At 61.5% G+C, this 23,457-nt stretch carries 31 protein-coding genes; 16 read left to right on the forward strand and 15 right to left on the reverse strand.

Translation table 11 applies throughout. The features are described from left to right. Positions 1 to 170: 170 nt before the first annotated feature. From ACH79_RS17525 to ACH79_RS44780, 3 genes are all read right to left on the reverse strand, one after another. Positions 171 to 377: a hypothetical protein gene (locus tag ACH79_RS17525; RefSeq protein ID WP_161852103.1), complete on the reverse strand. Its 207-nt coding sequence runs from the start codon at positions 375 to 377 to the stop codon at positions 171 to 173. Positions 378 to 704: 327 nt separating this feature from the next. After that, on the reverse strand, positions 705 to 2,840 hold the full coding sequence (gene flhA / locus ACH79_RS17530; protein WP_161856417.1) for a flagellar biosynthesis protein FlhA: 2,136 nt from the start codon (positions 2,838 to 2,840) through the stop codon (positions 705 to 707). Between the two features lie 642 nt (positions 2,841 to 3,482). Further along, positions 3,483 to 3,614, reverse strand: coding sequence for a hypothetical protein (locus tag ACH79_RS44780; protein ID WP_256380321.1), 132 nt, complete (start codon positions 3,612 to 3,614; stop codon positions 3,483 to 3,485). A gap of 648 nt (positions 3,615 to 4,262) precedes the next feature. Between ACH79_RS44780 and ACH79_RS17535 the strand changes: the two genes are divergently transcribed. From ACH79_RS17535 to ACH79_RS17555, 5 genes are all read left to right on the forward strand, one after another. After that, positions 4,263 to 4,532: a hypothetical protein gene (locus tag ACH79_RS17535; RefSeq protein ID WP_161852104.1), complete on the forward strand. Its 270-nt coding sequence runs from the start codon at positions 4,263 to 4,265 to the stop codon at positions 4,530 to 4,532. Beyond that, positions 4,525 to 4,821, forward strand: a complete 297-nt coding sequence (locus tag ACH79_RS17540) for a hypothetical protein (RefSeq protein ID WP_161852105.1) — start codon at positions 4,525 to 4,527, stop codon at positions 4,819 to 4,821. The genes ACH79_RS17535 and ACH79_RS17540 overlap by 8 nt, the downstream gene beginning before the upstream one ends. Before the next feature lie 59 nt (positions 4,822 to 4,880). Further along, a complete protein-coding gene (locus tag ACH79_RS17545) occupies positions 4,881 to 5,054 on the forward strand; it encodes a hypothetical protein (protein ID WP_161852106.1) in 174 nt (57 codons plus the stop codon). Between the two features lie 135 nt (positions 5,055 to 5,189). Further along, on the forward strand, positions 5,190 to 5,387 hold the full coding sequence (locus tag ACH79_RS17550; protein ID WP_161852107.1) for a hypothetical protein: 198 nt from the start codon (positions 5,190 to 5,192) through the stop codon (positions 5,385 to 5,387). An 804-nt stretch (positions 5,388 to 6,191) separates the two neighbouring features. Then, positions 6,192 to 6,653, forward strand: coding sequence for a GNAT family N-acetyltransferase (locus ACH79_RS17555; protein ID WP_161852108.1), 462 nt, complete (start codon positions 6,192 to 6,194; stop codon positions 6,651 to 6,653). 554 nt (positions 6,654 to 7,207) lie between these two features. Here the strand turns inward: ACH79_RS17555 and ACH79_RS17560 are convergent. Then, the gene (locus tag ACH79_RS17560) at positions 7,208 to 7,357 is read right to left on the reverse strand and encodes a hypothetical protein (RefSeq protein WP_161852109.1); all 150 of its coding nucleotides are present in this window, start codon (positions 7,355 to 7,357) and stop codon (positions 7,208 to 7,210) included. Between the two features lie 280 nt (positions 7,358 to 7,637). Here ACH79_RS17560 and ACH79_RS17565 point away from each other — a divergent pair, with 280 nt between their 5' ends. Together ACH79_RS17565 and ACH79_RS17570 are read left to right on the forward strand one after the other, a co-directional pair. Beyond that, positions 7,638 to 7,862 (forward strand): hypothetical protein, encoded by a 225-nt coding sequence (locus ACH79_RS17565; RefSeq protein ID WP_161852110.1) that lies wholly within the window; start codon positions 7,638 to 7,640, stop codon positions 7,860 to 7,862. Positions 7,863 to 9,172: 1,310 nt separating this feature from the next. After that, positions 9,173 to 9,772, forward strand: coding sequence for a hypothetical protein (locus tag ACH79_RS17570; RefSeq protein ID WP_246738579.1), 600 nt, complete (start codon positions 9,173 to 9,175; stop codon positions 9,770 to 9,772). A gap of 403 nt (positions 9,773 to 10,175) precedes the next feature. Here ACH79_RS17570 and ACH79_RS42995 read toward each other — a convergent pair whose 3' ends face one another. Together ACH79_RS42995 and ACH79_RS17575 are read right to left on the reverse strand one after the other, a co-directional pair. Further along, positions 10,176 to 10,628 (reverse strand): hypothetical protein, encoded by a 453-nt coding sequence (locus tag ACH79_RS42995; RefSeq protein ID WP_202639392.1) that lies wholly within the window; start codon positions 10,626 to 10,628, stop codon positions 10,176 to 10,178. Next, positions 10,625 to 10,813, reverse strand: coding sequence for a hypothetical protein (locus tag ACH79_RS17575; protein WP_161852112.1), 189 nt, complete (start codon positions 10,811 to 10,813; stop codon positions 10,625 to 10,627). The genes ACH79_RS42995 and ACH79_RS17575 overlap by 4 nt, the downstream gene beginning before the upstream one ends. A gap of 328 nt (positions 10,814 to 11,141) precedes the next feature. Between ACH79_RS17575 and ACH79_RS43995 the strand changes: the two genes are divergently transcribed. Next, positions 11,142 to 11,429, forward strand: a complete 288-nt coding sequence (locus ACH79_RS43995; protein ID WP_246738580.1) for a hypothetical protein — start codon at positions 11,142 to 11,144, stop codon at positions 11,427 to 11,429. 27 nt (positions 11,430 to 11,456) lie between these two features. Here the strand turns inward: ACH79_RS43995 and ACH79_RS17585 are convergent, their stop codons facing one another. Next, positions 11,457 to 11,612: a hypothetical protein gene (locus ACH79_RS17585; protein ID WP_161852113.1), complete on the reverse strand. Its 156-nt coding sequence runs from the start codon at positions 11,610 to 11,612 to the stop codon at positions 11,457 to 11,459. A 404-nt stretch (positions 11,613 to 12,016) separates the two neighbouring features. Between ACH79_RS17585 and ACH79_RS17590 the strand changes: the two genes are divergently transcribed. Continuing rightward, a complete protein-coding gene (locus tag ACH79_RS17590) occupies positions 12,017 to 12,283 on the forward strand; it encodes a hypothetical protein (protein ID WP_161852114.1) in 267 nt (88 codons plus the stop codon). Between the two features lie 442 nt (positions 12,284 to 12,725). Here ACH79_RS17590 and ACH79_RS17595 read toward each other — a convergent pair whose 3' ends face one another. Then, positions 12,726 to 13,157 (reverse strand): hypothetical protein, encoded by a 432-nt coding sequence (locus ACH79_RS17595; RefSeq protein ID WP_161852115.1) that lies wholly within the window; start codon positions 13,155 to 13,157, stop codon positions 12,726 to 12,728. Between the two features lie 385 nt (positions 13,158 to 13,542). Here ACH79_RS17595 and ACH79_RS17600 point away from each other — a divergent pair, with 385 nt between their 5' ends. Then, positions 13,543 to 14,385, forward strand: a complete 843-nt coding sequence (locus ACH79_RS17600; protein WP_161852116.1) for a GNAT family N-acetyltransferase — start codon at positions 13,543 to 13,545, stop codon at positions 14,383 to 14,385. A 22-nt stretch (positions 14,386 to 14,407) separates the two neighbouring features. On the opposite strand, the gene ACH79_RS17605 is transcribed toward ACH79_RS17600, so the two are convergent. The 4 genes from ACH79_RS17605 to ACH79_RS17620 form a co-directional block, all read right to left on the reverse strand. Continuing rightward, the gene (locus ACH79_RS17605; RefSeq protein ID WP_161852117.1) at positions 14,408 to 15,454 is read right to left on the reverse strand and encodes an AI-2E family transporter; all 1,047 of its coding nucleotides are present in this window, start codon (positions 15,452 to 15,454) and stop codon (positions 14,408 to 14,410) included. Between the two features lie 112 nt (positions 15,455 to 15,566). Then, entirely contained in the window at positions 15,567 to 15,869 is a 303-nt protein-coding gene (locus tag ACH79_RS17610) for a copper-binding protein (RefSeq protein WP_161856419.1), read from the reverse strand. 29 nt (positions 15,870 to 15,898) lie between these two features. Further along, positions 15,899 to 16,360: a plastocyanin/azurin family copper-binding protein gene (locus ACH79_RS17615; protein WP_161852118.1), complete on the reverse strand. Its 462-nt coding sequence runs from the start codon at positions 16,358 to 16,360 to the stop codon at positions 15,899 to 15,901. A gap of 139 nt (positions 16,361 to 16,499) precedes the next feature. Beyond that, on the reverse strand, positions 16,500 to 16,928 hold the full coding sequence (locus ACH79_RS17620) for a hypothetical protein (RefSeq protein ID WP_246738581.1): 429 nt from the start codon (positions 16,926 to 16,928) through the stop codon (positions 16,500 to 16,502). Between the two features lie 154 nt (positions 16,929 to 17,082). Here ACH79_RS17620 and ACH79_RS17625 point away from each other — a divergent pair, with 154 nt between their 5' ends. Both ACH79_RS17625 and ACH79_RS17630 read left to right on the forward strand, forming a co-directional pair. After that, the gene (locus ACH79_RS17625; protein ID WP_161852120.1) at positions 17,083 to 18,318 is read left to right on the forward strand and encodes an MFS transporter; all 1,236 of its coding nucleotides are present in this window, start codon (positions 17,083 to 17,085) and stop codon (positions 18,316 to 18,318) included. Positions 18,319 to 18,354: 36 nt separating this feature from the next. Next, the gene (locus tag ACH79_RS17630; protein ID WP_161852121.1) at positions 18,355 to 18,765 is read left to right on the forward strand and encodes a hypothetical protein; all 411 of its coding nucleotides are present in this window, start codon (positions 18,355 to 18,357) and stop codon (positions 18,763 to 18,765) included. Positions 18,766 to 18,781: 16 nt separating this feature from the next. On the opposite strand, the gene ACH79_RS17635 is transcribed toward ACH79_RS17630, so the two are convergent. Beyond that, complete coding sequence (locus ACH79_RS17635) at positions 18,782 to 19,186, reverse strand: DUF4864 domain-containing protein (protein WP_161852122.1); 405 nt, start codon at positions 19,184 to 19,186, stop codon at positions 18,782 to 18,784. A gap of 247 nt (positions 19,187 to 19,433) precedes the next feature. Between ACH79_RS17635 and ACH79_RS17640 the strand changes: the two genes are divergently transcribed. Further along, entirely contained in the window at positions 19,434 to 19,712 is a 279-nt protein-coding gene (locus ACH79_RS17640) for a DUF1488 family protein (protein ID WP_161852123.1), read from the forward strand. A gap of 53 nt (positions 19,713 to 19,765) precedes the next feature. On the opposite strand, the gene ACH79_RS17645 is transcribed toward ACH79_RS17640, so the two are convergent. Next, a complete protein-coding gene (locus tag ACH79_RS17645) occupies positions 19,766 to 20,197 on the reverse strand; it encodes a cupin domain-containing protein (RefSeq protein ID WP_161852124.1) in 432 nt (143 codons plus the stop codon). 120 nt (positions 20,198 to 20,317) lie between these two features. Here ACH79_RS17645 and ACH79_RS17650 point away from each other — a divergent pair, with 120 nt between their 5' ends. Together ACH79_RS17650 and ACH79_RS45125 are read left to right on the forward strand one after the other, a co-directional pair. Continuing rightward, on the forward strand, positions 20,318 to 21,208 hold the full coding sequence (locus tag ACH79_RS17650) for a LysR family transcriptional regulator (protein WP_161852125.1): 891 nt from the start codon (positions 20,318 to 20,320) through the stop codon (positions 21,206 to 21,208). A 39-nt stretch (positions 21,209 to 21,247) separates the two neighbouring features. After that, entirely contained in the window at positions 21,248 to 21,361 is a 114-nt protein-coding gene (locus tag ACH79_RS45125) for a hypothetical protein (RefSeq protein WP_371419461.1), read from the forward strand. Between the two features lie 11 nt (positions 21,362 to 21,372). Here the strand turns inward: ACH79_RS45125 and ACH79_RS45130 are convergent, their stop codons facing one another. Next, positions 21,373 to 21,630, reverse strand: coding sequence for a DUF1127 domain-containing protein (locus tag ACH79_RS45130; protein WP_161852126.1), 258 nt, complete (start codon positions 21,628 to 21,630; stop codon positions 21,373 to 21,375). Positions 21,631 to 21,777: 147 nt separating this feature from the next. Between ACH79_RS45130 and ACH79_RS17660 the strand changes: the two genes are divergently transcribed. Further along, a complete protein-coding gene (locus ACH79_RS17660; protein WP_161852127.1) occupies positions 21,778 to 23,334 on the forward strand; it encodes a winged helix-turn-helix domain-containing protein in 1,557 nt (518 codons plus the stop codon). Positions 23,335 to 23,457 lie beyond the last annotated feature (123 nt).

The following is a 23,457-nucleotide window of genomic DNA, read 5'->3' on the forward strand; positions in this document are numbered from 1 at the left end:
GGACATTAGGCTAAGGTACAATTCCGACGGCGCTACACCCCACAAAAAGAAAACGCCCGTGGGGAGCGGGCGTTTTCGTAGTCAACTTGGGGGTAGTTGGGGTCTTGATTATCCACACGGCGACTTTGGGGGGCTGTAAAGAGCCGCGTGAATTCCGTGAAATCTCTCCTTTAGCGTACGACTGAGTTGCCTGAGCTGGTAATCGCGACCGGCTTGCCGGCCTTCATCACGCGCGTGCTCGCGGTCTGGGTGAGACCTTCATCCGAGGTCGTGCGTGCGGAGATGCTGAACCCGGCGACCACGATACCTGCCACGAGCGCCACGACCACGATCTTGAGATGGGTCGTGCGATCTGCGCTGTAGATCGAGTGGTTCATGGAAGTCTCCTGCCGCCTTCCCGCCTACGGATTTGTTGGATGCGTCCGCAGGTTGGTTCAACGTCTCGCGTCAGGAAACGTAGGAATCCGCCGTTCAGTTCCAAAGAGGCGATCACAAGGCGGTGAAAAGACTTGAACGGCTGCGATCAAGGAGGCGCGCGCGGGCGACGAAAATGAACGATTGTTTATCTGCTACAATACGTTATGCCAGCCGAAGCGCTGGCGGCGCAGAATCTCGCCAATTTTCCCGATTCTAACAAACCGTTTGCATGTGGCGAAATCGCCTCGCCATTTTTACCGCTGATTTGCGCCCCGCCGCACGCCTTCCTAGACACTGCCGACCGTCTTCAGCCGCGCGCGCGGATGGATCTCGGCCTGCGACAAGACAGTGGTTTGCGAGCGGAAGCGTTCGACCAGCGAGCGCACGAACGGGCGGATTGCAGCCGAGGTAACCAGTACCGGCGCCTCGCCCTCGCGTGCCGCCTGCTCGAAGGCGTTGCGCACGGAGGTCATGAACTCCGACAACTTTGAGGGCTGCATCGCGAGGCTGCGCTCCTCGCCCTGACCCACGATCGATTCCGCGAACGCCTGCTCCCAGCGCGCCGACAGCGCGATCAGCGGCAGATAGCCGTTGTAGGTGGTGTTCTGCGCGCAGATCTGGCGCGCCAGCCGCGCGCGGACATGCTCGACCATGATGGTGGGGTTGCGCGAGAAGGCGAGCGCGTCCGCGATGCCTTCGAGGATGGTGGAGAGGTCGCGGATAGAGATCCGCTCGGCCAGGAGGAGCTGCAGCACGCGCTGGATGCCCGAAACCGTGACCTGGCTCGGCACGATGTCCTTGACCAGTTCACCCTGCTCCTTCGGCAGGTCCTTCAGGAGCTTCTGCACCTCGCCATAGGACAGCAGGTCGCTCATGTTGTTCTTGAGCAGCTCGGTCAGGTGCGTCGACAGCACGGTGGCCGCATCGACAACGGTGTAGCCCTTCAGCGAGGCCTCTTCCTTCAGAGCCGCATCGACCCAGGTGGCCGGCAGGCCGAAGGTCGGCTCAACGGTGTGGATGCCGGGCACGCCGACCTGGTTACCGGCGGGGTCCATGACCATGAACTGGTTCGGCCAGATCTTGCCGGAGCCGGCGTCCACCTCCTTGATCTTGATGACGTAGGTGTTGGCCTCGAGCTGGACGTTGTCGAGGATGCGCACCGCCGGCATCACAAAGCCCATTTCGATCGCGAGCGAGCGGCGCAGCGCCTTGATCTGTTCGGTCAGGCGGTCGGTGCCGTCAGGGCCGTTGACCAGCGGCAGCAGCGCGTAGCCGAGTTCGATCTTGAGGTCGTCGATCTTGAGGGCGGTGGCGATCGGCTCTTCGGCCGCGGCCTGGGCGGCTGCGGCTGCGAGTTCGGGCGCTGCCGCTGCGGCCGCTTCCGCCTCCCTGGCGGCGCCGTTGCGGTTGCGCGCCTTCCAGGCCAGCGCTGCGGCGCCGCCGCCGAGCGCGAGGAACGGGATCATCGGAATGCCCGGCAGCAGCGCCAGCACCAGCATCACGCCGGCGGACATGCCGAGCGCCTGCGGATAACCCGAAAGCTGCTTCATCAGCGCCTTGTCGGCGGCACCGGTGATGCCGGCCTTCGACACCAGCAGGCCAGCGGCGGTCGAGACGATCAGCGCCGGCACCTGCGTCACCAGGCCGTCGCCGACCGTCAGGATGGTGTAGGTGCGGGCGGCATCGCCAAAGCTCATGCCCTGTTGGGCTACGCCGATGATGATGCCGCCGACGATGTTGATGAACACGATCAGCAAGCCCGCGATGGCATCGCCGCGGACGAATTTCGAGGCACCGTCCATGGCGCCGAAGAAGCCGCTTTCGTCCTCGAGTTCCTTGCGGCGTGCCTTGGCGGTCTTTTCGTCGATCAGGCCGGCGGAGAGGTCGGCGTCGATCGCCATCTGCTTGCCGGGCATCGAATCCAGCTGGAAGCGGGCGGCGACTTCGGCGATGCGGCCCGAACCCTTGGTGATGACGACGAAGTTCACGATCACCAGAATCGCGAACACGATAATTCCGATGACGAAATTACCTGACATCACGAAATTGCCGAACGCCTCGATGACGTGGCCGGCGGCCGCGGTGCCTTCGTGGCCGTGCGACAGGATCAACCGCGTCGAGGCCATGTTCAGCGACAGCCGCAGCATGGTCGAGATCAAGAGCACGGTCGGGAATGCGGAGAATTCCAGCGGCGCCTGGATGAACAGCGAGGTCATCAGGATCAGAATCGACACCGTGATCGAGATCGCCAGGAACAGGTCGAGCACGATCGCCGGCAGCGGCAGGATCAGCACCACCAGGATGATGAGGACGCCGAGCGCCAGCGCCAGATCGCCGCGCTTGAGGACATCGCCGATTTCGCTGAGGCTCGGAAACTTGCCGCCCGTGCCTGCGCCGCCCTGACCCGCCGTGACATCGACCATGGTAGCCGCATCCCCCCGCGACTGACGCCCGCGGGCGCCAAACGTCTTCGCGGCGGCCGAAGGGCCGCCGGTTCGAAAGTGAGGCACCGCACTGGCGTCCACGGGGTTCCTCCCGTTTTACGCGGCCGACGACACTCGACTTCACCCGGCAATATTTGCCGGGTGTATGGTTAGCAAAGGGTTAACGGGGGATATTGGGACGGTCATTCCGGGATGGTCCGAAGGACCAGACCTCAGGTGTGCAATTGCACACCGGGGCTTCTCGTGCCGTATCCGAATGCTCTCCTCGCACCGAACTCATCGTACTCCGCGCAGGCGGGATACCCAGTACGCCGCGGCCCATCGGCTCTATCGCTGGCGTCTCTGGAATACTGGATCGCTGGCTGCCGCCCGGCGAAACGCGTTTTCAGCGCGTCGCAATTTGGGCAATTGAATTAGTCACGTCCTACACCCGGAAGGTCGCGATCATGACCGCCGTCGTGCCGCTCACAGCCTGTGTGCGGAGTGCTCCCGATGGGGGGCACCTTGCGACGCGCTGCCGTCATAGTGGAGTGGTGACCCCAAGGCATGCATCAGCGGCTTTCAGCATCGCTGAGGAAGTGGGCGGTCGGTCGCAGTTCTGCGTTGGCGTCCCCCACGCAACTACTTCTTTTTGCTGGAACCCAAGATCGGTTGCCAGCCTCCGGCCTTCTGACTGGGCGCGGCGGCTATCACCTTGATCTTTTCCTTCTTGGGTTTCTTGACTTCCCGATTGCCGCGTCGCTCTTTGGCCATGTCGGTCTCCTCCTGTTTTTCGAGATGATTGAATTCGTTCTCCAGGAGGACCTGCCCGCGCGGGGGTGCAGATCCTCACGTCCACATAGCCTTGGTGCAGAAGCTGCCTGGCCTTCCTGAGCGCGGCCGCCGCCGTAGCGCGGCCGAGATTTTTGCGGACGCCTTCATGATTGCCGCCGACCAGGTATTTCAATTGCGATCGCCTGGAGGCAGCTCGCGCTTGTTTTCCCAATGCGCTTGCCTTGCGCGAATGAGTGCCGGCCTCGCTATAAATTGCTTTAGGCATGGAGGACGGCCACCGCGATCACAATGATCACTGGAAACACTGGGATGATCACGGGCGGCACGATCCACTCGGCCAAGCCAAATTGCCGCAAGAGAATGCTCCTGCTTCTTTGCGCGGGAGCGCGCGGCCCTCAGTCACCGATGGATGCCATAGGAAATGCGGTGATCGCTGACCCTACGCCGATATCCCCACAATAGCGAGCGCCACCACGCTTCCTGCCAACCGCGGCATGAGCGCGCAGGACGCGGCAAGGAATCTATTCGTCGCGCGGCAAGAAAGCGATAGCTATTGGTACTGAAGGGGCGCATGCTGCTCTCGGGGCCAACGCCCGCGCAGGCGTTTTCGAGGAAAGGCAGGCGCAAGTGGCTATCGTGTCCCGACGTGAAGTCGTCACCTTCAAGCACCCGTTCCGGATCAGAGGCATCGATCGCCTGTTGCCCGCCGGCGACTACGAGGTCATCACCGATCAGGAGAAAATCGACGGACTGTCGTTCGCGGCGTTCCGTCGCGTCGCCACCATGATCATGGTGCCGGCGAAAGGCTCGCGCGGCCTCGCAACGGAGATGGTCTCGATTGGCTCGGTCGATCTGGCGGACGCGCAGCGCGTCGATGCGAGTGCTTCCGATGGCTGACGAGCCGCTCGACCTCGATAGCCACCGTGGGATGGCGGCGCAGAAAGCGACCGACCTCCGCCGTGCGCTGGCGGAGGTGGAGACCCATGCGCTGGAATTGCGCGAGCGCCAAGCGGAGATCGAACGTCACTTGCTGTCGTTTCCCGCCGCCTCGTGGCCGGAGGCGGCCGTCAAGGCGCGCTACGTTATGACGCTGTATGCCGCAGGACTGCCGCCGGACGACACGCGGCATCGTGACCTCGTCGCCGCCATTCTTGAGGATTTTGACCGGCTCACCGAGCACGGCTGAGGCAATGATCGCGTGACGCTTCGAAGGAGTGAGACGTATGACGCTCCTGCGGGTCCGCCATGGATGAGCTGGAGGGTGTGGTGCGCGCGAGAACGGGCCAGCGTGAGACGAAATTCATGCGGTTGCGTGAGCGCGTCGAAGCCTGCACCGCCGGTAAATATCAGTTGAGCGAGTTCGAGGGGGCATCGCCCGGCATCATCCTGCGCAGTATCGACTTCCGGAAACAGCGATAGCAGCTTCCCTATGTACCCTTACTTGACACACGCTAGGCGTTATTTCGGTGTAAGCTATCAGTCATCACCGCTTCGTCCATGGCAACCGTCGGTGACTGAGAGTGTTGTGCTCCCGCCGCAAACTGGGAGCGCCACATGCTCGACCCGCAACTGACCAACGAGCCTTCGCCCCGCGAGACTCTGTCCCGCTGTCCGATGTGCCAGGCCCGCGTGAAGGTGCTGCGCGTTGTGCCGGGAAGACCCGGCTTCGAGCATTGGACCTTGAGATGCTGGACCTGCGGGCTTGTCCATGAAGCCCAGACTTCCGCAGATCCGATCAAAGCCGAAGCCTGAGGCTGGTGCGCGGCCCCGCGCCGAAAGGCTGTCGAAAGCCATTCTCGACGTTAGCCGTCGAACTGTTTCAGGCATTCGCAGCCGACTGCCCGCGTGCAAGCCAAAGCGTTAGCGATGGAGTGGAGACGTTTGGTCGCCGCGCGGCAGCGCCGAATGTTCGCGTGGAAGGGACCGCAGTGAGCGTCAGTCGGGTATACGTGCCGATAGCCCTCGTCATGGACATCGAGCCAGGCTTCCCTCCTACTTGGAAGCTGACTTCCTCCGCTTGCTTTTGGTTGCCGGCACGTCGGCCGCATTACGCTCGTCTTCGCGCCTTCTCGCTTCCTCGGCTTCCCTCAAAGTTCGCAAGCGCGCCATGTTTTCGCGAACCGCAATAGCTCGCCGTTCGACATCGACCAAAGCTTTTTTTCCCTCCTCGGCCGCGATCCTAAGACGATTTGCTCTCGCAATGCTTTCAGGGGAAGGTTCGCCCGATTTTCTGCTAACCATGTTCTTCCCCTCAATTTCACGACGAAAACCCGCTCAACCCTTGGGCCGAACGGGCATAGCGCTTTCCAGTACATCCGTGGAAAAGCGCGACGGGCGTCAGACGAGCGAGAGATTGAGCCTGCGGGCGCATTCAACAAGGCACAGGCTGATCGAATGAATCTAGCATATAGCAGTTTCCCTGTGTTGCAATGGGCGCAGCCAACTTACCCTTAACTCCATGCGCGGAGGGGTGATGGGTATCGCTTCCGCCTTCGCTGGAGGATCTACGGCGAACAAGTCGCTCCGTCCTTCCACACGCTACTGGGACCGCGTCTCATGGCCATCACAGCAAGACCCGTCGCAGAACATGATCTCGAACTGATCTGCAAGCACCGCGAGCGAATGTTCGCCGCCTCCGGCCGCACGCGTGAATCGCTGCGGCCGATGACGGTGGCTTTCGAGCAATGGCTCGCACCACGACTTGGCGATGGCAGCTATTTCGGCTGGATGCTGGAGGAGGCGGGCGTCGTGATCGCGGGCCTCGGCATGATGATCATCGACTGGCCGCCGCATCCGAGCCATACGACCGACCACCGCCGCGCGTATATCCTCAACGTCTTCGTCGAGCCCGAACACCGCGGCAAGGGTCTGGCGACGCAGTTGATGGCGCTGGCCGAGGCGAGGGCGCGCGAACTTGGCGTCGGCTATGCGATCCTGCATTCGACCAAGCAGGGTCGGCCACTGTACGAAAGGCTGGGGTGGGGGCCGACGAGCGAGATGGCGATCCGATGGGAGTAAGGACGAACGGCTTCGGAATGAGAACATACTCATCGCAAAGACGATGCTGCACGTAGGATGGGTGGAGCGACGCGATACCGATCGATCGCGTACGTCGATAGGTGATGGGTTTCGCCTCGCTCTACCCATCCTACGGCGCAACGCCGAAGACGGAATTGGGTTCCTGCGACTTTTGACGATCACGGTCGAACTGCTTCTGAAGCAAACACGTTATGGATGTGGGGCGTAACAGAGTGAGCGCTGCCATGTGGATGGAACTAGGTCTGCTGGGCGCAGCTGGATTATTGCCTCTGATTGTTGTGGTTGCGATCTTTCAAGCCGCCAATCTGCGGCGAGGCAGAAAGATCGGGCCGTCTCCGGATCGCAATTGGGTTTCTTCTTCTGAACTCAGAGGCCCGGATTAACTTCTGCGATCAGCTCGTAACCGCCTCTATGGTTTCAACAAGCGCAACCCGGACGAGCGGAGCGACATTCGTTGTCCTGCTACCCACATACTCGCGGCAAATGCGACAATGACCGTCGCGCCCGCGCGCTGCATCGCCCATTCCCGCGAGCTAGTCATGAAGGTCTGGCACTTGGAGATAATCACCGTTGACGCTTCTCGCGGCGTGACCGGCCACCACTGCAGCCGCCATCGAAATAACCATCAGGATCAAAGCGGCAAAGATGATGCCAATCAATTTCAAAGCGCGCTTGTCTGCCATCGCGAAGCGTCCTTCAAGGGCCGAGAAAGACCCGGTCGTTATCCGAGCCGGGCCTTTCCCTTCCTCTCGCAATTCCGCTTATTGAACAACACGAAGAAAATAGTATCCGAGGCCACCGACAACGATCACGGTCGGGACGGCCCAAAGCAGCAGAACTGGCATGTACGCCTCCTCCTCATCGGCTGCCCTCATCGATAAACGCAGTTCGATTGCCACTTGTTCCCGCACCGAACTTCCGTGGTATGATGCTTTACCGAAAGCACCCGAGGGGAACAGCCCCATGCCGATTTATCGCCTGTTGCAAAATATGCCGATGGGGCCTGAAGAGATCAGCCGCTTGACGACCGCCTATGAGCAAGCATTGCGCGCCATCGGCATCGTTGACCGAGGCGATCCGCTGGCTGAACTTCTCGCCAAGAAAATCATCGAAGTTGCACAGACCGGCATCCGCGAGCCGGCCGATATCTCTGCTCGGGCGATCAAGGAAATCGGCATCCCAACGTAGAAGGCTTCTCGTCGCGTCATCCTCGTGGATCATTCACGAGGATAGCTACTGTCGGACAAAATCTTAACGATCTAAATGCAGGTAGCTCGCATGAGCAAAGCGATATGCGGGGCTCGGCATTACCAACCCCGATGTCGCTTCCGCCTACGCTCGTTGAGTTAGGGGACAAGTCACTCATCCGGGCTACGCTTGCTTTTTCTCCACGCGTTCGGCTGGCGCGAGCCTCCTTTTCCGCCTGGCAAGCGATCTTGTTCCTCCATTCAACATTCGCGCGTCGGAACATCCGGGCCGACGTTAACCCTATCGGCAAACAGGCTCTACGGGGTCGAGTTATTCTGTGAGCCGCCACCAAGTTGTCGCATTAGACCGGAGAATTTTCACCGCCACTGAACAAGTGGAGAAGCATAATGCTGAAGATGGTGTTGGTGGGCCTCCTCATCCCATTGGGTGTAGGAGTACTAGCGGCAATGGAACTCAGAACTCCAATGCGTAGTGCGGTAGTGGTCGTCCAGCCCCCTGTCGAGACAACCGTAGGCACTTCCGATTCACATGTTGCCTTGGCGAAGGCTGATCGACTTGAAATTGCCGCTGCGAGCAGCGAGGCACCAGCGCAGCCTGCGCTAGTCGACGAGCGCATTTCTCCGTCGGAAAGCATCAGTATCAGTTCTTCGGAGCCCCCGAGGGTGATCATCCGCCATCGACACGATCCCAAATCAAAGAAGGTCACTACCGGGGCTCGTCCTAAGTCGAAACCAACGATCACCGCTATCAACCGAACTACTATTTCTGAGCGGCGAAAGGCCGCCAGCAACACCGAACCCTGTCGACTAAGCGCGTTTGGTGGGTTGCGCAAAGCTTTGAATTCAGTCGACTGCGAAATCTGATTCATTGAAACGGCTTCGGTCTGAGGTGCCGCAGTGCATGGGGGCAGTCCCGCCACATCGATGCAACGGACTTACTGAGTTTCTACGACCCATCGAGATTCAAGATAAATAAGAAGCCACCTTGCACGCCTTCCGCGCGGCTACAGGACCGGGGCCCCGGTCTTGCTCTCCAGATCAGAATGAATCCACCGCCTTGCCGGATTTGAGCCCTATTGTGACCCATGTCGCGGCCAAAGGTCGTTTCCGAGGGGGCGCAACTCTGGGGTTCTCATGTCCGGTCATCTGCGATTTTGCATCGCTGCCTTTGTACTTCTCGTAGGTCTCCCGACTTCGCCTGCGTCTTCGAATCCTCTTGCAGACTTGTTCAATGTCTCTCCTCCCCAGACAGCCACTGAGCCTGCCCCCGCGGAAAAGGAAAGGGAGTGCTTGCCACGGCCCGGTACGTCGACGGCGGAGGGGCAGCGCTGGGTCTATCGCTCTGAGGGGCGCCGCAAGTGCTGGTTCCAGGCTGCCGATGGGACCGCGACGGTGAAGCAGGTTCGTCATCGCACCGCGAAGCCTCGTGTCGCCGCTCCCGAGGAGAATGAAACCGCGCGGCGCAACAAGGCGGTCATGGATGCGCGTGCGGAGATGCTGCGCTCCGCACCGGCGGAAACGTCTCAGCCGACGCGGCCCGCTCCCGAACTCAACGTGGTTGATGCCGCTTCCGCCCCGGCTACGGGGGCCGCGGCCTTTGTGCCGCCGGCAGCCGTCGCCAACGGCGCGACCAATCAACTCACACCTGACCAGCCCGCGCCGCGCCGGCTCGACGCGGAGACGCTTCTGGCAGCCGCACCGGCCCCACGCGACGCGGCTGCCGTTTCCGCTCCTTCAGCTGCGCCGGTCTCTTCTCCCATCGCCGAGGCGGCCGACGACGGGTGGGGCTGGATGGCAACCTGGCTTGGCGTGCTGCTGATGGCGCTGGGCCTCGCCTCCGTCTTGGGCTCGAGCCGGACCCTTCGAGAGGCCGTGCTGCTGCGCGATTGATGCGAAGAGCAGTGGCTGTCCTATGCGGGCAGTAGCCAAGTAATCCTCAGCCTCTTCGTGGAGCCAGCGCATCGGCGCAGGGGGACTTGCCAAACGTTTTTTGGCGCTGGCCGACGAGAGGGGCCGCGAAATCGGCCTTTGCTGCGCGATTCTTCGATCGACGCGGCAAGGCCGCGCGCTCTACGAAAGGGATGGGGACCGACGAGCGAGTTGCGATCCGCCGGGGAATAGGCGGCAACACCAACATGAACTCATCGGGATAAGGTAGGCGCGTTGAGGTGCAGTGATGCCGCGCGAAGAGGCGATGGGTATCGCTTTCGCTCCACCCATCCTACGCGCTCAGCAACAGAGATCAGTGGACAGAAAAGCCGAAGCGAAAAACGGAGCGCCGCAGGTCAACCTTTTAGCGACCTAAAAGCCAAATCCTCGCGCTCCATAGCGCATCAAAAGTCTCGGGGATGTAGTTCGGTGCCCGCGCTTGCACGGCTTCCTCCGGTGCCCAATCTTGCACGGCTTCCTTCGGCGCCCAGGCCTGCGCGTCCAGTGGATTGAAGCGCTTCTCCGGGACCATGTTCACGACATTCTTGACATCTTTGCGCGACGGTTGCGCGGGCTCGTCCTTAGGCAATGGTTGCGCGGCCACGCCCTTGGGCCATTCCAGCAGGGCTTTCGAAAGCCCCGGCTTGCCTTCGTACCAGCATTTTCGTCCGTCGATGAGACGATACGACCACCATTTTCCGTTCGGATCTGACGGCATCGCGGCGCTGCATTGCTGTTTTGCTTCCACCCTTGGCATTCCCAACAACAGCGCCGCAACGAAAGCCGTCAGAGCCATTGATGAAAGCTGCTTGCTCATTTGGGCGCCTCGAAGCAACTGCGCTGCTGCAAGCGGCTCACGGCAGCCATCACATCGGGGCGTTCGAGAACTTCCACCAGCTTGTCGAGGACACGCTCATTGTTCTGAGGACGGGGTTGCAGGTATTCTTCCAGTATGGATTGGGCCTCGCCAATTGCCTGAATTGCCAATTGTTGATCGGTCATACGCGTTACTCACAAAGCGCCCCGCGAAAAAGAAAGGAGGCAAATCAAGACTGCATTTGGGTTTTTCCCCGTTTTTCTTCAGAGTTCCATCAATTTTTGTTTCAGCGTTGCTGAAGCCCAACAATTTCTCTGGTCAGGTAAGTAATTGATTTGCATAATAATTTAGCGGAGGCGCCCTTATTAGGACGCTTATAGGGCCAGTGCGACGATCTCGAAGGCACCGCACGGCGCATCCTGTTCGAAGGCAATGAAACGGGCCTGTGCTCGCGAAAACATCCCGCGGAATACCGTCAGCGGACGCCATTTGATCGAATTGTGATGTGGCGGCGTGAGCCAGTTCACAGAACTTGCCGGCTGTTCGGCAAGAATGGGGCATCGCCCGACCGAACAATTCACCTCAAATCTTTTTCGGAAAATTGAGGGCTGTGTCATGAGTAAGCTCGAACACCTGCTGCAGCAAGCAACCCGCGCCGAGAGGGTCTCGAAAGCCATTATCGATATGCTCACTGCCGACCGGCTTCAGGCATTCGCAGTCGAATGTCGCGCGCAAGCCAAGGCGCTCGAGACCGAGCAACAAAAAGGCAGTCCATCGCAACCCGTCAGGCCCGCCGCTTGAGCAGAGCGGCAATTGTAGCTGTTGCTCTCACCAACACGCGCGCGACTTCTCGATGATGAAGTCCGGCGGCGTCGCGGGCATGTCCGCAGGATCTGTGGGTCGGTCAGGCTGCAGCATGCAGGATGGGTGGGCGTAGCGATACACATCAATCACGTGCGCCAGATGCGTGATGGGTTTCGCCACGCTCGACCCATCCTACGCACGGCCCTCGGCCAGCAATTCGACCCCTGCTGGCATATCCGTACCTTGTAGGCTTCAGCAGGGGGAAGGGCGAAGCGCAGACAAGCGATGGGTCTCGCTTCCACGTTCGCTCCAGCGAGCTACGGCGGACACTGATTTGCGCGAGCCCGCAAGGATTGTTGGGGATGGTGACTGCGCGCTGCAAGAACCGCATCCAGAAATGGTTGCGCGTGCAAGCGCGCTACCTCGGTCGCTTCTGTCGGCCCTGGCCCAAATTGTTCCAGCGGAGCGTCGCCTTAGTTACGGGAACTCGTGCCCTGAAAATCGATTGTTCGTGTGCTGCCTCGCCCTGTTGGAGGCAGGGCAATCGGAAGTGGACGGCACGGGCTTCTGCCGGAGCACTTTAAATGAAAACATTTTTCAAGGCCGTCATCTGGATAGCGGCCCTCGTCGTAGGTCTTGTTTTTTGGAATGTGACTCCCGACTTTCGACCGCTGGTCTCTTCGATTCTGGCGGCAGCATTCGTCTGTTACGTATTGTCTGTTATCGTCGAAGTCACCGTCAAGCGCGTCATATCGGACGAACAATCGGAGCTCCGTAGCCGTCTTGACGTCCTGGATCGCAAGGTTACCGCAATTTTACGGGACACGTTTGAACGACGCCGCCTTCGATGAAGGATTTGAAGCAGTGGCGCGCCACGCAAGCGCCGACAATAAAGCTCTGGCGGCCCGCGTCGTTGGCGCAAACGCGCCGTGGTGCCTGGCAGCTTCCTCAGGCCATATTCACTCAAAAAGCAGTAGGACCAATCCACTGCTGAGTGCTGTCAGCCAGATTAGCGAGACCACGAAGGGGACATCGTGATGTGTCATGCTCATCAACCCAGCGAAAGGCCGCCCGATCTTATGATCCCGCGGCCTCCAGGTTTACAATCAATTGCCAAGTATTATTTCGATTCGCTCGTTCTCGGAGAGTACACCTGCGGTGGGCCTTTTGCTTCACAAATGATAAGTTTTGGGAAAAAGCGGCAAAGCGGCCGAAGGTCCCGGGAGGCGGGCGTCGGTCGAATTCCGACCGACGCCCCGCCCGAGCGGCAACGAACCCGTGTGAGCCGTCAGCCTAGTCGCAGTACGACCACCTGCCATAGCCGTCGTCGCACCGCGCTCGCGCGCGGTAGGGTACGGGCAGCGGCGGCCGCGGCGCGTATTCGACCGCGTAGTCATTGTCCTGCGCGTAGTAACGCTCCTTAGCGTAGTAGCGCTCGGGATAGGCGGGCGCTCGGTCCACATAGACCGGCTGCGCGGGGTAGCCGTATTCGCCATAGACCGCTGCCGGGGCGCGGAAGGCAGGGGGAGGCGCTTCGTAGGAGCGATAGCCGTAACCGGGTTCTGCGTAAGGCGATTGCCGATAGGCCGCCCCCGGGCGCACATAGACGTTCGAGGAGGGCGCATAAACTCCGCCCGGCGCCACGTAGACGGATGAGAGGTCGCTGGCCGCGGCGGGCGCGGAGCACAGGGCAGCAAAGGCCAGCGCGAGCGATGATCGGTACATGTGTGAAGCCTCCAACTACTCAAGCCGCGCCAGCCAGCACGGTTAATTTTCGCTAAACAAAACGCAGGGCGCAATGATATTTTGCGCGAATAAGTGTGCCATTTCTGGACTGCACACATACATTTGCATCGTGAGTTGAGGAACAAGCGCAGCGCGACCAAGTGCGCAGTTTCGCAATTGTCGTGTTTGCAAATTCGGTAGATGGCTCCGTCATTGCCTGCGACAAACGCGAAGCGTTTGCGCAAGGGAGCGAAGCGACGAAGCAATCCATACTTCCTTGCGGCTCAATGGATTGCTTCGCGGAGCCTGTCATCGGGCGCGCGTTCGCGCGACCCGTTGGCTCGCAATGACGGCTGAAGACACGCACACACAGGATCACCCGCCAATGAGCGCCTTCGCCATCCGAACCATGCAGCCTGACGAAATCTCCCTCGCCATAGACTGGGCCGCAGCCGAGGGCTGGAATCCGGGGCTCGCCGACGATGCCTGCTTTGCGTCCGTCGATCCCGAAGGATTCTTCATCGGCGAACTCGACGGCGCGCCTGTCGCGACCGTTTCCTGCGTCAATTACGATGCGCGCTTTGCCTTTCTCGGCTTTTACATCGTGCGCGCGGATCTGCGCGGCAACGGCTACGGGATGCGGATATGGAATGCGGCGATCGCGCATGCCGGCGCGCGCGTGATCGGGCTGGACGGCGTGGTGGCGCAGCAGAACAATTACAAAAAATCCGGCTTTCAGCTCGCTTACGCCAACATTCGCTATGGCGGCGTGGTGACTGTGCCGGATACGTCGCGGGCCGGGGTGATTGCGCTGAGCGACGTTCCGATGGCGGCGATCGAGGCGGATGATGCGACGGTGTTTCCGGCGCCGCGGCCAGCGTTTTTGCGCGCCTGGATCGCCTCGCCCGGGCATGTCGGTTGTGCAGTGGTGCGCGATGGCGGGCTTAAGGGATGGGGTGTGATCCGTCCGTGCCGGAAGGGTTTTAAGATCGGGCCGCTGGTTGCCGACGATCGCGCGACGGCGGAGACGATACTGTCCGCCTTGCTTGCAAAAGTGAACGGCGGTGAGATTTTTCTGGATGTACCCGGCATCAACCGCGAGGCGGTCGCGCTGGCGGAAGGAATTGGGCTCGCGCCGGTGTTCGAGACGGCGCGGATGTACACGGGCGCGATTCCGCCGCTGCGGCTAGAGCGGGTGTTCGGCGTTACCAGCTTTGAATTGGGGTAAGGAATGCAACCACCCGCGGATGCTAGGCGCCCCGCCGCGACGCCGAAAAGATCTCCCAGCTCACCATGAAGATCGCCGCGATCAGCGGGCCGATGACAAAACCGTTGAGGCCGAAGACTTCGATGCCGCCGAGCGTCGAGATCAGCACCACGTAGTCCGGCAGCTTGGTGTCCTTGCCGACCAGGAACGGGCGCAGCACATTGTCGACGAGGCCGATAACGAGTACGCCATAGGCGATCAGGCCGAGGCCCTGCCAGATCGCGCCGGTGGCGAGGAAGTAGATGGCGACGGGGACCCAGACCAGGCCGGCGCCGACGGCCGGCACCAGCGACAAGAACGCCATCAGCACGGCCCACAACAGCGCGGCGTGAACGCCGAGAAACCAGAACGCCAGCCCGCCGAGCGCGCCTTGCGCCATCGCGACCAGAATGCCGCCCTTGACGGTGGCGCGGACGACGTCGGCAAAGCGGCTGAACAATGCGGCCTTGTGGTCGGCGCCGAGCGGAACGGCTTCCTTGATCCGTTCCGCCAGCGCCTTGCCGTCCCGCGTCAGGAAGAACAGCAGGTACAGCATGATGCCGAGGCCGATCATGAACTCGAACGTGTTCACGCCGATGCTGAGCGCTTGCGGCGCCAGGATCTGGCCGCCCTTCATCAGGCCGGACGACAAGGTCTCGCGAAGCCCCGAGAGGTTGGTCAGGTTGAACCGCTCCAGAAAGCCCACCGCCCAGGCCGGCAGCGCATCGAAGATGCGCTGGATGTAGCTCGCAAGATCATATTCACCGGACTGGATTTTGCCGAACAGGGAGGTTGCTTCCTGGACCAGCGAGGTCGCGACGATGGCGAGCGGCAGGATCACGATGGCGATGGTGAGCAGGACCGTCACCACCGCCGCGAGGTTCGGCCGGCCGGGCATCGAGCGCAGCAGCGCGCGGTTGACCGGCGCAAAGATGACGGCGACGATGATCGCCCAGAGGATGGCGCCGTAGAACGGCTGCAGAACCCAGGCAAAGGCGAGGGTGACGGCAAGCAGCAGCAGCCGGAAAACCTGGTCGTCAATTCGTCGCACGGGCATCTCGTTCGTTGGTTTCTCGGCTGCGCCGTCGTTCGGGCAAGCGGCGGATGGGTTTCGCTTGCGCTCTACCCATCCTACGGAGTTGCGTCGCGATGTCGAGGAGCGCTCACTTGCTCTTCTGGATCTTGGTGACCGTATAGGCCGAGCCGGCTTGCTCCGCCTCGAACTCCACCTTGTCGCCGACCTGCACCTCTTTCAGTATCGCGGGGTCCTTGACGCGGAAAGCCATGGTCATGCCCATGTCCATGCCGAGGCTCTTGATCGGGCCGTGCTTGAGCGTGATCTTGCCGGCGGCCTCGTCGATCTTCCTGACTTCGCCCTGGACAGCTTCGGCCTGCGCGTAGGCTGCGGGCGGCAACGAGAGCGCAGCGAATATGGCGACGGCCAAAGTCTGCATCGTCTTCTTCATCATCATCATCTCTCTGGGCTCGTTTTCACTCACTTCACCGTCACCTTGCCGATCATGCCACTCTCGCGGTGGCCGGGGATCAGGCACGAATATTCGAACGTGCCTGATTTGGTGAACTTCCAGACGATCTCGGCCGACTTGTTCGGCTTGAGCCGCACGGCGTTCGGATCGTCGTGCTCCATATGCGGATGCTTCTTCATGTCGTCAGCGTGGTTGAGGTTTTCTTCCGTGGTGGCGAGCAAAAATTCGTGGTCGTCCTCGCCGACGTTGCGGATCACGAAGCGAATCTGCTCGCCACGCTCCACCTCGATACTTGGCGGCGTGTAGGCCATCTCGCTCATTTTGACCTCGATGGTGCGCGAGGTTCTTTTGGGATCGCCGGGCTCGCCTGCCGAATAGGTTTTGTGGGTGTGCTTGTCGTGGCTGAACGCCAGTAGCGGCCATGCCGAAAGGCCGATCAGCACGAGGCCGACCATTGTGATATTCTTCATCTCTGTTTCTTTCCTCTTCGTTCCTCAGCGAAGCGCCGCCGCGATGTGCGGCCCGCCAGGCTGAATCCATGATCTCGCGATGCGCCGCGGGCATGCGCGCGCTTCAATCGCGCGGCGGCCCACCTCGTTACGTCAGAGATCAGGCGATGGGAGGACGGTAGAGTAGAGGGGGCGCCTTGCCTGGCAGGCGCTGGAAACTCTCGGAGACGCAGGTCGACATCGGCTGCGAGGGTTTTGCGATGGCGGGCAGATCGGCCGCGATCGCGGAGACGCAGAGCATGGCACAGCACGGGCTCATGGCGCCCTTGCCGTCATGCTCATGTTTGGCCGGTTCGGGCATGGCGTGACCGGCATCGGCGTGTTGCATCGCATGCTGATCCGCCTGCATCTCATGATGCTGATACGCGGCGGCATGCTCCGGCTCAACACCCTCATGCCCGTGGACGGCCCCCGTCCCGGACTGGTGCATGAGGCACGACGCGGCGTCGCCGAGGGCCAGCGATGCGCCTGGCGCGAGCACGCAAAACAGGTAGAGCAGGGCGGCAAACCACCCCGCTTTGGCGCGCATCGGCCTCGTCAAGCGAACGAACATTTCGGTACCCTAATGCTGCTCGCCGGTTCAGCCAAGCCATTGGAGGGCTGCTGCCCCATCACATCTGCATGCCCAACATAGCGGCAATGTGGCTTGACGTTAGGCGAATTGCCTCCGAAGTTGCGTTGCCGTGGTAATTTCTTCTGAGATCTCCAGAGAGTCCGACCTGTTCGTTCCCGATTCGCGCCGGGCGTGGACCCGGCTTGCCGTTGCCGTCTTGATCGGCTCGCTCGGTAGCGTCGGCATGTGGTCGGTGGTGGTCGCGCTGCCGGTGGTGCAACTCGATTTCGGCGCGAGCCGCGGCACCGCTTCGCTCGCCTTTACGATGATCATGCTCGGCTTCGGCTCCGGCGCGGTATTGACCGGCAAGATCACCGACCGTTACGGCATCGTCACCGCGATCGGGCTCGGTATCGGCATTTTGGGGCTCGGCTATATCGTCGCGGGCATGTCGACCTCGATCTGGCATTTCATTCTGGTGCATTTCGCGATCGGGCTGTCGTCGTCGGCCACTTTCGGCCCGCTGATGGCGGAGGCTTCCCACTGGTTCGACCGCTACCGCGGGCTCGCGGTCGCCGTCGCTGCCAGCGGCAATTACATCGGCGGCGCGATCTGGCCGCCGCTGGTGAATCTCGGCATCGAGCAACTGGGCTGGCGCACCACCCACATCGCGCTCGGTATCTTCACCGCGGTGGCGATGACGCTGGCGCTGATCGGCCTTCGTATGCTGATGGGGGCGGGCGGCCAGCGCGACCACGAGAACGCCGCCCCGCCGCGCATGGATCTGCGAATTTCCACCAATGCGCTGACGGCGATCCTGTCGCTCGCCGCGATTGCCTGCTGCGTCGCGATGTCGATGCCGCAGGTGCATATCGTCGCCTATTGCAGCGATCTCGGTTATGGCGTGGCGCGCGGTGCCGAGATGCTGTCGCTGATGCTCGGCTTCGGCATCATCAGCCGGATCGGAAGCGGATTTCTTGCCGACAAGATCGGCGGCATCCGCACGCTGCTGATCGGCTCGGTGGCGCAGGGCACGGCGCTGTTGTTCTATCTGTTCTTCGACGGCCTGACCTCGCTCTATGTCATTTCCGCGATGTTCGGCCTGTTCCAGGGCGGCATCGTGCCGAGCTACGCCATCATCGTGCGCGAGGCGATGCCGGCCTCGGAAGCCGCGACACGGGTGGGCATCGTGATCTTCGCCTCCGTGTTCGGCATGTCGTTCGGCGGCTGGGTCTCGGGCGCGATCTTCGACGCGACAGGCTCCTACATGGCGGCGTTCGCCAACGGGCTGGCGTGGAATGCGCTCAACATTGCGATCATGCTGCTGCTGTTGCTGCGCGCGCGTCAGCGGCTGGCGATGGCTTGAGGATCGATCCAGGAACTTTGGCGCGGCAGCGGCACCATGGCGTTTGCGATCAAGGCCGAAATCTCCGATCCGCGCGCGAAAGCGTTCTCGCTGATCGCGCAGAAGACGATGTATGGCGGCAAACAGATCGCCGAGGGCGACACGATATTCGTGTTTGCGAGCGAGAACGAGGGCGGGCAAGGCCTCATCGCGCGCGGCGTCGTCACCTCCGCCGAAGCGGTTGCGAAGAAGCGTGGCGTCGCGAGGCAAACGCCGCGTGTGAGCGTCGCCATCAAACGCACGGCGCTTGCGAAGCGGCCGCTGGGGCGGAGCGAACTCAGAGGCTTCACCGACTGGAATGACGGCCAACCCGAGAGCGAACTCAATTTCAAATTCTATCGCCAGGCAACGAACAAGATCGTCGGCATCTCGGACCAGGCTGCGGATTTCCTCGGCGATTTCTTCTAGCCGACGCTGCGGGAGACTAGACCGCCTGTCCCGCCTTCAGCAGCGAACATCCCGTGATCTTCAGGCTGCCGTCGCTCTGCTGCTCCAGCGTGTACATCGCCTCCCAGGCTTCGCCATTGTCGTCGACGATGTGGACGCGCTGGGCGATGCGGCCGCCGGCTGAGCGCGCTTCGCCGAATTCAAAGCTCTTGTGGCGATAGACCGGCGCGTAGCCCTGGCGGACCATCTGCATGAAGATATCGGCCTGCGGAAAGAGCTGCTTGATCTCGGGCGCGGCATGGGAATAGGCCGCTGCGGCATCGTCGCTGGCGAATGCCTGCTCCTGGGCGCGGATCACGTTTTGCGCGGCGGCGACGTCGTCGGCCCTGGCGGGGGCGAGGAAGGCTAGCAGGCAGGCAAGAAGCAGGACGACAGCTCGCATGAGGGGGCTCCCGATGGTTCGCGATGAACCGGCAGTGCGCTGAACCAGTCTATCACGGCGCGGCGGAAGTGAGGATACCGCATGCATCGTGGGCCCAGACCGCCGATTTAATCGAGGTACGCAGCCAGGCCGATCCGGGTTCGGATACCGCGCTACGTCGCGACAGATAATGCGATTGAGCGAAAATCATGCGGGGACACCAGGAACAAGCCGATGGGACCACCGTTTCTCTCCGGGAGGACGACCGATGACGCTCGCGCGCGGCAGTATCCGCGGTTATGAAATAGACCGGATGGTGCTGCTATTCTCCATGATGGACGGGCCGAAGGAAATACCCTGTGCCGTCAGCGCTTCGGCGATGGACGATCTGGAACATGTGCCGCGGACGGCGCCGGAGCGGCGCGAGGAGCAATTCCTTCGATTGCGCGACCGGATCGAGCAATGCGCGTCGCGCAAGTTTGACGCCCGGGAGTTCGAGGGGACGCCGCCCGGCATCATCGTGCGGAGTATCGATTTTCGCCGTTAGCTCTGTTGCAGGGCCTGTTCCAGGCGACGGCTGCCGCCGCTATGGCAGGCCGCCTAGTGCGAGTGCAGGTCGAGAAATGGCGTGTCGTTGGCGCTGACATAGAAGATGACGACCTTGGTCGGCTCGGTGGCGCTGCGGTTATAACCGGTCATCGGCACCTTGGGCGGCTCGACCAACGCTTCGCCGGCCTTGACCGTGAGCGGCGGGCGGCCGTCGAGCTCGAGGGTAAAGGTGCCTTCCAGCACATAGACCGTCACCGGAAAACGGTGGGTGTGATAGACGGTCTTGTCGCCCGGCTTGAACGTTGCCGTCATGACCCGCACGGTTTGCCTGTCGTCTTTGGGTAACCCCTCGACGACCTGCTGCAGCACCATATTGGGCTTGGCGAGATTGGGTGCTGCCGCGCCGTGCTGCTGCGCCAATGCAAGATTGCTGACGCCGAGGCCGGCGAGCAGGGCGATGCCCGGGACGAGATGGCTGCGCATGTATCGCTCCTTTGTTGGCCAATCACGGCGCGGTTTCGATGCAGAAGCTTAGGGCGGCATGGCCGTGCCGCGGGAGCCGCAAGATTGCTAGGGCCCGCCCCAAAAGTGCATAATGGGTGCATGTTCGACTGGAACGATTTGAAGTACTTTCTCGCCGTCGCGCGCCATGGCAGCACGATTGCCGCCGGCAAGGCGCTCGGCACCAGCCAGTCGACCGTGCACCGCCGGCTCGAAGAGCTCGAACGCCGGATCGGGCAGGCGCTGGTGACGCGGCAGGTGAGCGGCTACCGGCTCACCGAATACGGCACCACGCTGTTGCCTTTTGCCGAACGCATCGAGGCTGCGGTCGCGGATTTCCAGCGGCGGGCAGCCGACGTCGAACAGGACATGAAGGGCACGATCCGCGTCACCTGCCCGGAGCCGATCGTCATCCGCATGACACAGTCGGGCCTGATCGAGCGGTTTCATGCGCGCTATCCGCATCTGCGCGTCGAATTCATCACCAGCGACCGCTATCTCGATCTCTCGAAGGGGGAGGTCGACATCGCTTTCCGCTCGGGCGACACCGACGACGAGCTGATCGGCCGCAAGATCGCGGACTCGTTCTGGGGCGTCTATGCCAGCCGAGACTATGTCGAACGTCACGGCAAGCCCGATCGCGTCGAGGACTTGTCGCAGCATTCTATCGTCGGCTTCGACGAGACGCTGGCTGGTCACCGCGCTGCAAAATGGCTGAAGGACGTAGCGCCCGACGCCAGGATGCCGGTGCGCAACAACAGCGTGCTTGGTCTCGTCTCCGCGGTGAAATCCGGCGCCGGAATAGGACCGCTGCCGACGGCGCTCGGCGACGCTGAGCCTGATCTGGTCCGCGTGCTCGGCCCGATTCCGGAATTGACGCGAAGCTGGCGGTTACTGACGCATCCCGATATCCGCCGCGTGCCGCGGATCGCGGCGTTTTTCGATTACATCATTGAGCAGCGTGACGCGCTGAAACCGACCCTTACCGGATAAGAGAGGAGGAAACCGCCGCGGCGGCTGGCAGCGCTCGTCATCGCTTCGACGGAGGGAACGGTCGCGATGTGCCGCGCCGCGCGCAGCACCCAGCGGCTCGACGACGTCAGGCAGGAACTCGAACTGGTGCTGTCGAGCGCACTGGCGAAGTAGGCCGATATGCTTCACCTTCGAGTGCCGATGTCAGACATCCAACGGAGCGGATCTGACGAGATTGAGCGGTTTGAGGCGACGTAGTCAATCTCGCCGCGCGTGATACCAATGTCCGCAAGCTCGCTGTCCGTCAGGCGACACAACTCGGTTCGCAGCTTCCCGCGTTTGCGCCACGCCTGAAATGCATTCCAATATGCTTCGAGAGGACTGTAGAACTGCCGCTTCGCTGTTGCCGGTCCCAGCTCGGTGGACCCCTGGATCGTGCTCATGGCGGTGTGTCCTGTCTGGACTTCTTGATCAGACAAGGTTGCCGCAAGATGCGCCGGCGCGCTTAACTGGTGGCTTACATTTCCCTTACCGGCAGCTTATTCTTCGTGCTCCAGGGCCTTGGAGGTGACCTCGGAAGGAATGGCAATTTGCGCTATCTCTTCGAGAATTACACGCTTGACACCGAAAAGCGTGAATTGCATCGCGGGGTGAATGCGGTATCAATCACACCGCAGGCTTTTGACCTGCTCGATTACTTGATTCGAAACAGGGAGCGCGTCGTCAGCAAAGACGACCTCATTACTGCCGTTTGGAATGGGCGCATTGTATCTGATGCTGCGTTGACGACCCGCCTGAACGCCGCCCGGAATGCGATCGGCGATTCCGGCGAAGAGCAGCGCCTCCTCAAGACAATGGCGCGGAAGGGCTTCCGTTTCGTCGGGCAAGTACAGGAAGAGCGAAGCGGCGCAGCGCCGGACAACTGGGCAGAACCGCCGAAAGGCCCTCTGACGTTGCCCACCAGGCCTTCAGTCGCCGTCCTCCCCTTCGTCAACCTAAGCCTGGATCCAGAGCAGGAGTATTTTGCCGATGGCATCGTGGAGGACATCACGATGGCGCTGTCGCGCTTTCACTGGCTCTTTGTGATCGCACGTAATTCGAGCTTCACCTACAAAGGCCGAAGTGTGGACGTGAGGCAGGTCGGCCGCGAGCTTGGGGTGCGCTACGTACTCGAAGGCAGCGTGCGCAGGGCAGGAAATCGCCTGCGCATCGCGGGGCAGCTCATTGATGCCGAAACTGGAGCACATCTGTGGGCTGACCACTTTGATGGTGCGCTCGAGGATGTATTTGATCTACAGGACCATGTGACTTCCAGCGTGGTGGGTGCAATCGCACCAAAGCTGCAGCGCGAGGAAATCAAGCGGGCAAAGCGCAAACCAACTGAAAATCTGGATGCATACGACTATTATCTGCGTGGGCTGGCGAGCGCTGGTCGGTGGACCAAGGACGGGAACGTCGAAGCACTCCGGCTCTTTTCCAAGGCAGTCGAACTCGATCATGGTCTGGCCTGCGCTTATGGCATGGCTGCGTGGTGCTACGTGCGGCGGAAAGCGCGTGGTTGGATGGACGACCGCATTCAAGAAAGTGCGGAAGCTGTCCGGCTGGCTCGGAAGGCGGTGCTGCTGGGGGAAGATGACCCGATTGCGCTGTGCATGGGTGGATATGCACTCGCCTTGGTAGGTCGTGAGTTCGACGACGCGGCGGCGTTCATGGACCGGGGACTTGCGGTAAATCCTAACGCGGGGCGAAGTTGGGCCCTTAGTGCGTGGTTAAGAGTCTGGAGAGGTGAGCCGGACCTGGCACTCGAGCACGCTACGCGTGCGATGCGCTTGAGCCCGCTCGATCCTTCCATGTACGCCATACACGGGGCCATGGCCTATGCCCATTTTCTTGGAGGCCAGTATGACAAGGCGTCGTCATGCGCCGAAAGCTCTCTGCGGTTCAATCCGACTTTCCAGCTGGCCACATGCGTTTTCGCAGCGAGCAATGCCGTCGCGGGGCGACTAGACCTGGCACAACGAGCGATATCACGAGCACTCGAATTTGATCCCGATTTACGCGCCGCCAATCTGAGAGATTTGTTTCGCCGGGAGGAGGACTTCGCCACCTTCGCCAAGGGTCTCCGCAATGCGGGCCTTCCTGATTAAACCCCATCTCATTGATCGTGCCGGTTCGGTGGCGCCGGCACGCGCGCAGGCGACGCCCTCGGCTTGCGCTTAATGCCGGGTCCGGTATTGGACGCGCCTACGCCACTGCTCAAAGGAAACGGC

Source organism: Bradyrhizobium sp. CCBAU 051011 (assembly GCF_009930815.1).
Lineage (GTDB): Bacteria > Pseudomonadota > Alphaproteobacteria > Rhizobiales > Xanthobacteraceae > Bradyrhizobium.

Excerpts from the sequence above, each read along its gene's own strand:
- ACH79_RS17595 (WP_161852115.1), bottom strand. The coding sequence starts at position 13,157 with ATGTACCGATCATCGCTCGCGCTGGCCTTTGCTGCCCTGTGCTCCGCG.
- flhA (WP_161856417.1), bottom strand. The coding sequence starts at position 2,840 with ATGGTCGATGTCACGGCGGGTCAGGGCGGCGCAGGCACGGGCGGCAAG.
- ACH79_RS17620 (WP_246738581.1), bottom strand. The coding sequence starts at position 16,928 with ATGCGCGCCAAAGCGGGGTGGTTTGCCGCCCTGCTCTACCTGTTTTGC.
- ACH79_RS45130 (WP_161852126.1), bottom strand. The coding sequence starts at position 21,630 with ATGAGCACGATCCAGGGGTCCACCGAGCTGGGACCGGCAACAGCGAAG.
- ACH79_RS17555 (WP_161852108.1), top strand. The coding sequence starts at position 6,192 with ATGGCCATCACAGCAAGACCCGTCGCAGAACATGATCTCGAACTGATC.
- ACH79_RS17630 (WP_161852121.1), top strand. The coding sequence starts at position 18,355 with ATGGCGTTTGCGATCAAGGCCGAAATCTCCGATCCGCGCGCGAAAGCG.
- ACH79_RS17590 (WP_161852114.1), top strand. The coding sequence starts at position 12,017 with ATGAAAACATTTTTCAAGGCCGTCATCTGGATAGCGGCCCTCGTCGTA.
- ACH79_RS17525 (WP_161852103.1), bottom strand. The coding sequence starts at position 377 with ATGAACCACTCGATCTACAGCGCAGATCGCACGACCCATCTCAAGATC.
- ACH79_RS17650 (WP_161852125.1), top strand. The coding sequence starts at position 20,318 with ATGTTCGACTGGAACGATTTGAAGTACTTTCTCGCCGTCGCGCGCCAT.
- ACH79_RS17565 (WP_161852110.1), top strand. The coding sequence starts at position 7,638 with ATGCCGATTTATCGCCTGTTGCAAAATATGCCGATGGGGCCTGAAGAG.
- ACH79_RS17615 (WP_161852118.1), bottom strand. The coding sequence starts at position 16,360 with ATGAAGAATATCACAATGGTCGGCCTCGTGCTGATCGGCCTTTCGGCA.
- ACH79_RS17600 (WP_161852116.1), top strand. The coding sequence starts at position 13,543 with ATGAGCGCCTTCGCCATCCGAACCATGCAGCCTGACGAAATCTCCCTC.
- ACH79_RS44780 (WP_256380321.1), bottom strand. The coding sequence starts at position 3,614 with ATGGCCAAAGAGCGACGCGGCAATCGGGAAGTCAAGAAACCCAAGAAG.
- ACH79_RS17610 (WP_161856419.1), bottom strand. The coding sequence starts at position 15,869 with ATGAAGAAGACGATGCAGACTTTGGCCGTCGCCATATTCGCTGCGCTC.
- ACH79_RS17545 (WP_161852106.1), top strand. The coding sequence starts at position 4,881 with ATGGATGAGCTGGAGGGTGTGGTGCGCGCGAGAACGGGCCAGCGTGAG.
- ACH79_RS17550 (WP_161852107.1), top strand. The coding sequence starts at position 5,190 with ATGCTCGACCCGCAACTGACCAACGAGCCTTCGCCCCGCGAGACTCTG.
- ACH79_RS17635 (WP_161852122.1), bottom strand. The coding sequence starts at position 19,186 with ATGCGAGCTGTCGTCCTGCTTCTTGCCTGCCTGCTAGCCTTCCTCGCC.
- ACH79_RS17645 (WP_161852124.1), bottom strand. The coding sequence starts at position 20,197 with ATGCGCAGCCATCTCGTCCCGGGCATCGCCCTGCTCGCCGGCCTCGGC.
- ACH79_RS17575 (WP_161852112.1), bottom strand. The coding sequence starts at position 10,813 with ATGACCGATCAACAATTGGCAATTCAGGCAATTGGCGAGGCCCAATCC.
- ACH79_RS17640 (WP_161852123.1), top strand. The coding sequence starts at position 19,434 with ATGACGCTCGCGCGCGGCAGTATCCGCGGTTATGAAATAGACCGGATG.
- ACH79_RS17540 (WP_161852105.1), top strand. The coding sequence starts at position 4,525 with ATGGCTGACGAGCCGCTCGACCTCGATAGCCACCGTGGGATGGCGGCG.
- ACH79_RS42995 (WP_202639392.1), bottom strand. The coding sequence starts at position 10,628 with ATGAGCAAGCAGCTTTCATCAATGGCTCTGACGGCTTTCGTTGCGGCG.
- ACH79_RS17560 (WP_161852109.1), bottom strand. The coding sequence starts at position 7,357 with ATGGCAGACAAGCGCGCTTTGAAATTGATTGGCATCATCTTTGCCGCT.